The organism is Testudinibacter crocodili, from assembly GCF_006228025.1.
In the GTDB taxonomy this organism is placed as follows: Bacteria; Pseudomonadota; Gammaproteobacteria; order Enterobacterales; family Pasteurellaceae; genus Chelonobacter.
In genome coordinates this window covers 19,415-27,123 of record NZ_VDHF01000063.1, presented here as the reverse complement: position 1 = coordinate 27,123, position 7,709 = coordinate 19,415, and the positions used below count along the sequence as shown (strand labels likewise).

The following is a 7,709-nucleotide window of genomic DNA, read 5'->3' as shown; positions in this document are numbered from 1 at the left end:
GGGTAGTTTTATTATTTTTGGATACCCGTTGCTGGTATTCCTCCTCGGTATAAGTGCCAAACTCAAGCCGCCTTGCTGCCACCTCATTATCGAGCTGACGATCAAGCGCACCGTAAACAATCGCTTGCCCGGCATTCATTTGCTCCACCCTGGCTTTTTGCGCCGGATCCACTTTAGGTATAGGATAACCCACCCAAAAATCTGTTGAGGGTGGCGATTGATTGGCAAGATGTCGATAAAATTGCTCTTCCGTTGGCGCCCGTTCTTCCTTTTTTGCTTCTTCAATGGCTAAACCAGTTGCCCGGTGCTGCCCGGCGATATACAGCCCGGCTAGCGTAAATAACGGCACAGTCGCATTTTTCACCACACTGAACGCACGTTTGCCAAAGGTAGCCGCAGTAGTAGCTGCGGTAGTTTTCGCGATTTTTTCAGCTGCTTTTTCAACACCAACCCCCATACCACCGAGCGCACCCAAATTAGTCACATAAACAGGCGTCACGCCACCTACTACGCCACCGAGGGCATTGCCAACAATACCGCCACCACCTTTAATTTTTGAAAACAATCCCCCGAGATAACCAATGCCACCGGCTCCCCAGCGCAGTACCTTATTCCCTAAATACAGATAGCCCATAAATTTGGCCAGATTGCCATAACCTCCGGCTTTTTCTGCAATCCAGCCGACGGCATCCCCTACGCTTTTTAAAATCGGCTTCAGGTCTTCGCCGTACTCTTTCAGTGCTTTGATGGCGGCAAGCAAGGTGTCACTGATTTTCTGGGCAAATGCATCAAATTCACCATTCTCCATTTTTTCATTCAACCAAGCGAGCAGGCTACCAACCTCATTTTTTAGCGCGTCAAAAATCCCTTTTTCCATCAACTTGGCTTGCATGGCGGTGATATTGTCACCGATATTCGACATCATTCCGTCCCAGGTTTTCATTTGCGCTTCGGCAGCACCCTGGGAGCTTAACCCCATCTGCTTAACCAAAGCATCCAGCCAATTCACACGAATTTGCCCTTTCGTAATCGCATCAGCAATTTGAGCCTTGGTATATTTTCCGTTGCTTGCCTCCACTAATAAATCCAACACAGGCACTTTCTTTTCTTGCAGCGATTGAAGTTCCTCACCAGTCAATTTCCCCTTTAAATAGGCTTTTGAAATCGTTGAAATCATTCCGTTCAGATTTTCGGTGTTGCCACCTAACTTGGCATTGAAATCAACCAGCGATTGCAATGAACCGTTCATCGGATCAATGCCGGCGGTTTTCAAACTCAACGCCGCATTCTGCACGTCCATAAACTGCATGGGTGTTTTGGTGGCGAACTCTGTGACCCACTTAAACACCTTATCACCGTCAGCACCGAAATTCTGTTTCATTCGGATAGCCGCCATTTCAAATTCAGCTGCCGTTTTAATCAATGAGCGTGAAGCCAGTGTCGCACCACCGACCATACCGGCAACTGCCCAGTTTCCGACAGTATTAATTCCACGCGATAAACCCATCACGCCTTTTGTCGCCAAATAAGCACTGCGTTCGATTTTGGTCATTGCCTTGGCGGAACGGTTTGCCATCTGCTCCATGCTTTTGGCATTGCGAGCGGCGTTGGCTTGCAGGTTGCCTCCAAGGTTGACATAAAAAGACGTGGAATTATTTGCCATACTGATTAATCCGATTTGATGTAGTTAATATAACGAGGCAGGTTAAACACACCTTGAGAAAGCAGCCACTGTGGACTGCATTGATAATATTTTGCCAGCAACAGGCAGGTTTTCTCAAGCCTCTCCGCCTGTCGCATCCAGTCGCCCCCGCTCAAGCACTCGCTGCGCTTTGGCACTTTCCATCGTTTCTAAATAGATATTGATCATATCAATATCTTCAGGGTGCAGTTGTTTCAGCTGCGCCAACGAAATCGGGCCGTTTAACACGCCGATTTTGCCGATTTGACGACGTAACAACTCATAACCAAACAGTGCAGGGCTGTTGACCAGTGACGGATTACCGTTGCCGTCAAATACCAGTTTTTCTGCCGATAACTGTGCTTCAAGCAAATCGCCCGTGGTCAGCTCTTTCAGGGTGACGGCGGTTTGTAGCTCATCACCGTATTTCAAGCCGTGTTTTAACACCAATTCCATCATTCACTCCTCACGCCCGACGGCACTCTTTCGCGGCAAATTTCACGCTGATTTCGCCTTTACTGGACAGCGTCACCGCGTCTACTACCCACGCCCCGGCAAGCAGATAGGTCTGCCCGATATCGGTGGCAAATTCGACAGTCGCGTCTGTCCAGCTTTTAATCGTCATCACATCGATGCCGTCGGTGTTATAGATCTTACAATCGACGGTGGCTTCGGTGGCAGTTTCTTGATAGCCATATACACGTGAGCCTTTCACCGTTTCACGCGTGTAGCCGCCGATGTCCAGTGTGGCATCATCAGCCGTCGGAAATTCCGCGCCGTTAACGCGGATATAAGCCGTGCCTTGATATTTACTCATTCTTTAACTCCTTGATTACAAAATAAACTGCACCGCATGGGCATAAATGCGGAACTGATTGACTAAATTTTCATTGCTCAACACATTCAGGCGATTACGATCGTTTTGGTCACGCTCCACCAACAGCGATTTTTCAAAGTTTTCATAGTCTTCGACTAAACCGGCAAATTCCAACTCAGTGAATAACGCCAGCAATTCACTCTTAATCACTTTCGGGGTCACAATCGCTTGTCCCGGTGATACCCGAATGCCGTCATCGGCGAGTTTGTGCCGTGGGTATTTTTGCGAAATTCGCGTGCGAATCGCATAACGGATATAACTCAATGTCGCAATGGTTTCTACATAGAGATAACTTGGGTCGTTATCACCAAGGCTATTTTTACGATACATCGTAATCAAGGCTTCGATTTGTGGCTGTGAATTATCATTAACGGTGTAAGTTGACGCACCGCTAAACAGCAAGGTATTGCGATCAGGTAAATCCCAACGATCGGACATCGCCGGCGGTAACATATTCAATACCAGCGTTTGTAGCGGGCGAGCCGGATCAATTGCCAGATAATACGAGGCGACCGCCCCCACTGCCGCCGCCCATTCATACGCCGGTTCGGGTGTGATATTGGTGGCAAGGGTGGACATCAAATAATCATTGCGTTGCTCCGTGAAGGTGGTCACTGTGCCGTGCGTACCGCGCTTTGCCATAAAGCAGGTGCCGTCAATCTGTTTCAACGGTCCCCAGCGATTGACTAATTCAGTGCGCAATAAATTTAAACTTTCGGTATCGGTGAACGGATTGATAATATAGTTCCACCATTCCGCCCCAAAACCGGTGATAGCCGTCGCCATATCGGGATTAACCGCACCGCCTGCCATTGCAGTGATTTCGGCGGCAATGCCGACTGGATAAGATTCACCACTGTAATAATTGGTGCGAATATCAATATCGTTACCGCACTCACCTTTAAAACGGGCCGTTACTGCTACCGTATCGGTCGTGACCGTTGCGTTGACTACGTTATCACCGTCAGCATTAATCGCCGCGGCTAACTTGGTGGCAAGTACGGCCGCGGTATCATTCACCGCCACCGCAAATTTATAATTCACCCCGGCAACCATCACGCTTAACGCCCCGGCTTGCGTCGCTTTACCGACCAGTTTAATTTTACCTGTAGCGGCAGCACTGCCGGTTTTATCATCAAGCGGCAGCACCCACAAATCGGAATAATCATTGTGCTTGCGGAACACGTTTACCATTTTCGCCAGTTGCGAACCGCGCCCAAACAGCACTTTTGCCTGTGCGTAGCTGGAAACACGCACTGCACTTCCGGTGGTTGCTGTGCCGGTTGCCAGCTTTTGTCCGATCATTAAAATCTTTTGCAACATCTGTGGCGTACTGGAAACCGCCTTAGTGTTGTCAAATTCAATGTACGCCAACGGCACACGGATATTGTTCGGAATTTGGTTATATGAAATCGCCATTATTCAGCCCCTTTCTCTTTGGTTGTATTCTCTTTACTGGCAGTCGTTTGGTTTGTTTCGACCAACTCAACATCGCCATCTTTCAAGCGTTTTAGCCAGTAACTGCTGCGTGGTTTATCTTCGCCCTTTGCTGCCAACATCTCCAGCGTGTCCGGGTCACGGATAATCAAACCGCTCTTGGGTTTAATTTTCATCATTTGGATCTCCTTTTTTTGGTAAAATGACGGTTAATTGGGTTTTGTCATCAATCACGGTTTCTGTCTGTGATTGATTAAATTGATGGTGATAGGTGATAAAGTCATCAATATCGGCTTCACTGATAACATCGGGAACAGGTTGTTGCGCGTTGAAATACATCGCATACACCGCCACCCCCATACCACTTTGGGTGTCCGACCACAGATTTTGTACTGACTGCAAACTAAATAGCCCACTGGGTGCAATCCGCTCGCCGTCAATGCCTGCGGTAAGCTGCTCGACAATCTGATAAATCCCGACTTGTCCTTGACGTTTGCCGTTCAGCACATTGGCAACCACAAACACCCCCCAGCGCGCAATCACCTCATTCGGGCGATTGCTTGGCAGTTGCCCCAACCAAGCGACATACACCGCTGGCGGATTGCGGACTAAACGCTTGACCGAGCCGTCATCCCATTGACCGGGGTGTTCGGTCACTTCTCTCAGTGTATTGCCGCATAACGTCTTAATGCGTACCAAAAGTGCGGTTGAGGTTTCAGCGATAATACTCATATAAAACCTTTGGATTTTTCACGAGCCCAGACTGAACCGGCGGACTGAATAATCGCCGTGTTGTCACTTTCCACTGTGGTATTGTCGGCGGCTAATCCGAGTGAAATTTTACCGGCGGCGACTTGCTCCAGAAAACGAATACTGTCTTCATAATCCTTGCGAGCTTGTTCGGTCGCGTAATTTTTCTCCAGAAAATAGCGCGCCAAATGGCAAGCATGCAGATTTAACACTACCGGTGCAGACGACAACGGCAGGGTATAGCGTCCGCCGATATACACATCAATCGTGTTTGAAGCGTCAGTTAATGCGGCTTCTACTTGCGTTTCGTCCAATTCACCGCTGTTTTCATCATCAGAGATGGTCTGAATAACGTGTCGACCATACCGTTTGATTAAATCGGCTTGCGTGGCATACCTCATCACTCACCGCCTTGTCCGCTTTCCGCCGCTTGCGCTAACAATTCGACTAACTCAGGCTTTTTCGCTTTTGCACTGAATTTAATCCCAAGTGCGGTCAGTTTTTCTTTGATCTGCTCGACAGTCAGATCCAAATCGGCAGGTAACAACCCATCGTCCACGCTCGACAATGTGCCGTCATTTTCACCGTTTTCAGATAACAACCGTTGTTCAGCTGCTTCAATCGTTTCGGTCGGCATAGGGTCTTGCGAGCCGAATACCAAACGTGGATCAGCTTTAAATGCGGCGATTTGGGCATCCGTAACGTCCATAAGCAGGTTTTGACCACTTTCCAAAATAAAGCCCGCACGGCGATAGCCACTGTGCGCACGATTGTGCACAACGACTTGATAACGTTTTTCCATAACATGTTTACCTCTAAAATATGCGTTAAATTGGCGTAAAAGCGCGGTCAAACAACCGCACTTTGTTTAGTGATTACAGATAATCCGCCACAATCAGCGTTAAACGCCCTTTGAACTCGTTATCCACCGCTGCACCGTTTTCCACGCGGTATTCACGCTCGAGCAGCTGCACCGCTTCTTTTTCCAGCGATGGCGGCACAACGATATGCGTCGGGCGGATACCCAAGCGTTTACCGCCGTCACCCTGCACCGCGCGCATTGCGCTAATTGCTTTCCACAAGTTTTCGGCGGTCAGTTTGCCTTTCACCGCATGCGCCATCTGCCAGAAGCCGTAACCCACGTTTGATCGCGCGTCAACGCCGTAAGTAAACACGTCTTTCATAAACACTTTTTCATCGTTCACGTCAGTAATCGATGCCGGTGTCGGGGATTTGCGTTCTTGATAAATAATCGGTTTTAGCGAGCGCCCACAATCCAATAAGTACCAGGCATCCGCTTCCGCTACAGACGTATTATCGTCGGTAATATTGCTGACATTTTTCGGGGTTTTGCCATCAACCGTTGCGCCGACAGGGTGGTCAGTATCAAAAAAATACTGCTTGTCGTAACACTCGGTAGTGAAACCGGCTTTCAGCGCACCAAACACCAACTCGTCCGGCAATTCAGCGGCAGAGCGTCCCAATTCTTCAATCAATGGCGAATACACACCGACGTTATCGTCTTCAATATCCGTGCGTGCAATTTCTACCGCACTTGCCCATTTTTTATTCGCAATCGAATAACCGTGAGTTTGAATCGCGGTAATCGCACGATCGCCAATCCACTCTTTCAAGCCGGGCATTTGCCCCAACCACGCGTAAGTGTTCGCAGCGGTTGAGGACGGCACTACTGTCGCAATTTTTGAAAATTGGCTTGGTGCTTTCGCCAAACCATCTTTAAAGTTTTTGCCAAAGCCGACAAAAATCGCCTTAACAATTTCAGGGGTTACATTTGCCATTATTCCGCTTCCTTCTGTTTAATAAATTCATCTTCCGACAAGCCCAGCAATTTGGCTGCGGTTTTCTCATCTGCACTCAACACCGCCAACTTTTCGCCGTCGGCAGGTTTGGTGGTATCCGTTTGTTTCGCCGACAGCACCGCAATCTGTGGGCGCGCATCCAACATTGCCGATAAAGCCGCCACGCCTTGCTGTTTGCCAAAGCCTTTCAAGTAATCGACTTCCGCCTCAATTACACGCCCGTCATTGCGCGCTTTACTGATTGTGGATTCGATTTCGCTGTCCGCCGTTTGTGCCGACAGCACCGCAAGTTGTTGCACCGTCGCGTCATAGGTCGCTTTTGGCACGTACTTGCTTAAATCCACCGTTGCTGCTTGCGCGGATAAGGTGGCTACTTTCTCATCGGCAGTGGTTTTCTCGCTCATCAGCGTATCCAGTGCCGACAATGCCGCTACGCCTTGCTCTTCGCTCAGCTCTGCATTTTCCGCCACCGTTACACCGAGTTTGGCGAGCAACTGTCGCAGTTGTTCAGTCATTGCTTTCTCCTTGGTTTGGGGTTTAGTTTGTGGGTTATAAAAAAACTCAGCGGCAAGGGTCGCGATAGACTGCATACCCGTGATACCGGGGTCATTGGTGAGTGCCGCCATTCGTAGCTCTAACGGTGTACCGTTCGAGTCATACGGGAATACCGCACTTAAAAAGAGATATTCACCCTCTGCGACGTGTTGTTGAGCTTTGGGCGTTAAACGCGGCTTAATCCAAAGCCCTGAATCGTCACGCCACTCAATTTCGTCTGCGCCAAAACGCCCGGCGGCTAACGCTTCACCCAAGCCTTGTTTGGCTTTCAGCAGGGTTTGGTGGTCATAATCAATCAGCACATCCTGACCGCTTGACCGCACTTGCTCAATTAAGTCGGCGGCAATCTCGCCGTCCAGATACCAAAACGGCGCATCAAACGGACGACCATCTCGAGCACGAAATTCACCGGCGGGCAGTAACTGATACCAACCGTTATCGTTTTTGATTTCAGCGGACAAAACCGCATAAGGGATTTGTTTTTTCATGTTGCTAGCATGCAACACAAAAAGGGAAAGGTGGGTTTGTGGCGGTTCAGACAAAAGCCACCCCGCGGATTCGGCAGAGCGGTGAAAATGGAGCAAGCGGT

10 protein-coding genes are annotated in these 7,709 nt (G+C 49.1%); all 10 read right to left on the bottom strand.

What is annotated here, in order from left to right; all coding sequences use genetic code 11:
• Positions 1–1,663: tape measure protein (locus FHQ23_RS07375; RefSeq protein ID WP_139613743.1), on the bottom strand; the 1,663-nt coding region annotated here is incomplete at its 3' end.
• 114 nt (positions 1,664–1,777) lie between these two features.
• Positions 1,778–2,140, bottom strand: coding sequence for a phage tail assembly protein (locus tag FHQ23_RS07370; RefSeq protein WP_442805409.1), 363 nt, complete (start codon positions 2,138–2,140; stop codon positions 1,778–1,780).
• A gap of 7 nt (positions 2,141–2,147) precedes the next feature.
• Positions 2,148–2,498 (bottom strand): phage tail tube protein, encoded by a 351-nt coding sequence (locus FHQ23_RS07365; protein WP_139613741.1) that lies wholly within the window; start codon positions 2,496–2,498, stop codon positions 2,148–2,150.
• A 15-nt stretch (positions 2,499–2,513) separates the two neighbouring features.
• A complete protein-coding gene (locus FHQ23_RS07360; RefSeq protein WP_139613740.1) occupies positions 2,514–3,977 on the bottom strand; it encodes a phage tail sheath subtilisin-like domain-containing protein in 1,464 nt (487 codons plus the stop codon).
• Entirely contained in the window at positions 3,977–4,174 is a 198-nt protein-coding gene (locus tag FHQ23_RS07355; RefSeq protein ID WP_442805410.1) for a DUF2635 domain-containing protein, read from the bottom strand. Before FHQ23_RS07355 ends, FHQ23_RS07360 begins: the two co-directional genes overlap by 1 nt.
• Positions 4,161–4,727 (bottom strand): DUF1834 family protein, encoded by a 567-nt coding sequence (locus tag FHQ23_RS07350; RefSeq protein ID WP_139613738.1) that lies wholly within the window; start codon positions 4,725–4,727, stop codon positions 4,161–4,163. The genes FHQ23_RS07355 and FHQ23_RS07350 overlap by 14 nt, the downstream gene beginning before the upstream one ends.
• Positions 4,724–5,146, bottom strand: a complete 423-nt coding sequence (locus FHQ23_RS07345) for a gp436 family protein (RefSeq protein WP_139613737.1) — start codon at positions 5,144–5,146, stop codon at positions 4,724–4,726. The genes FHQ23_RS07350 and FHQ23_RS07345 overlap by 4 nt, the downstream gene beginning before the upstream one ends.
• On the bottom strand, positions 5,146–5,547 hold the full coding sequence (locus FHQ23_RS07340) for an HI1506-related protein (protein ID WP_139613736.1): 402 nt from the start codon (positions 5,545–5,547) through the stop codon (positions 5,146–5,148). The genes FHQ23_RS07345 and FHQ23_RS07340 overlap by 1 nt, the downstream gene beginning before the upstream one ends.
• A 73-nt stretch (positions 5,548–5,620) precedes the next feature.
• The gene (locus tag FHQ23_RS07335) at positions 5,621–6,544 is read right to left on the bottom strand and encodes a Mu-like prophage major head subunit gpT family protein (RefSeq protein WP_139613735.1); all 924 of its coding nucleotides are present in this window, start codon (positions 6,542–6,544) and stop codon (positions 5,621–5,623) included.
• The gene (locus FHQ23_RS07330; RefSeq protein ID WP_139613734.1) at positions 6,544–7,608 is read right to left on the bottom strand and encodes a phage protease; all 1,065 of its coding nucleotides are present in this window, start codon (positions 7,606–7,608) and stop codon (positions 6,544–6,546) included. The genes FHQ23_RS07335 and FHQ23_RS07330 overlap by 1 nt, the downstream gene beginning before the upstream one ends.
• Positions 7,609–7,709: the final 101 nt, after the last annotated feature.

What these genes read in the sequence shown, in the direction of transcription:
- FHQ23_RS07370 (WP_442805409.1), bottom strand. Translation starts at nt 2,140, where the DNA reads ATGATGGAATTGGTGTTAAAACACGGCTTGAAATACGGTGATGAGCTA.
- FHQ23_RS07365 (WP_139613741.1), bottom strand. Translation starts at nt 2,498, where the DNA reads ATGAGTAAATATCAAGGCACGGCTTATATCCGCGTTAACGGCGCGGAA.
- FHQ23_RS07360 (WP_139613740.1), bottom strand. Translation starts at nt 3,977, where the DNA reads ATGGCGATTTCATATAACCAAATTCCGAACAATATCCGTGTGCCGTTG.
- FHQ23_RS07355 (WP_442805410.1), bottom strand. Translation starts at nt 4,174, where the DNA reads ATGATGAAAATTAAACCCAAGAGCGGTTTGATTATCCGTGACCCGGAC.
- FHQ23_RS07350 (WP_139613738.1), bottom strand. Translation starts at nt 4,727, where the DNA reads ATGAGTATTATCGCTGAAACCTCAACCGCACTTTTGGTACGCATTAAG.
- FHQ23_RS07345 (WP_139613737.1), bottom strand. Translation starts at nt 5,146, where the DNA reads ATGAGGTATGCCACGCAAGCCGATTTAATCAAACGGTATGGTCGACAC.
- FHQ23_RS07340 (WP_139613736.1), bottom strand. Translation starts at nt 5,547, where the DNA reads ATGGAAAAACGTTATCAAGTCGTTGTGCACAATCGTGCGCACAGTGGC.
- FHQ23_RS07335 (WP_139613735.1), bottom strand. Translation starts at nt 6,544, where the DNA reads ATGGCAAATGTAACCCCTGAAATTGTTAAGGCGATTTTTGTCGGCTTT.
- FHQ23_RS07330 (WP_139613734.1), bottom strand. Translation starts at nt 7,608, where the DNA reads ATGAAAAAACAAATCCCTTATGCGGTTTTGTCCGCTGAAATCAAAAAC.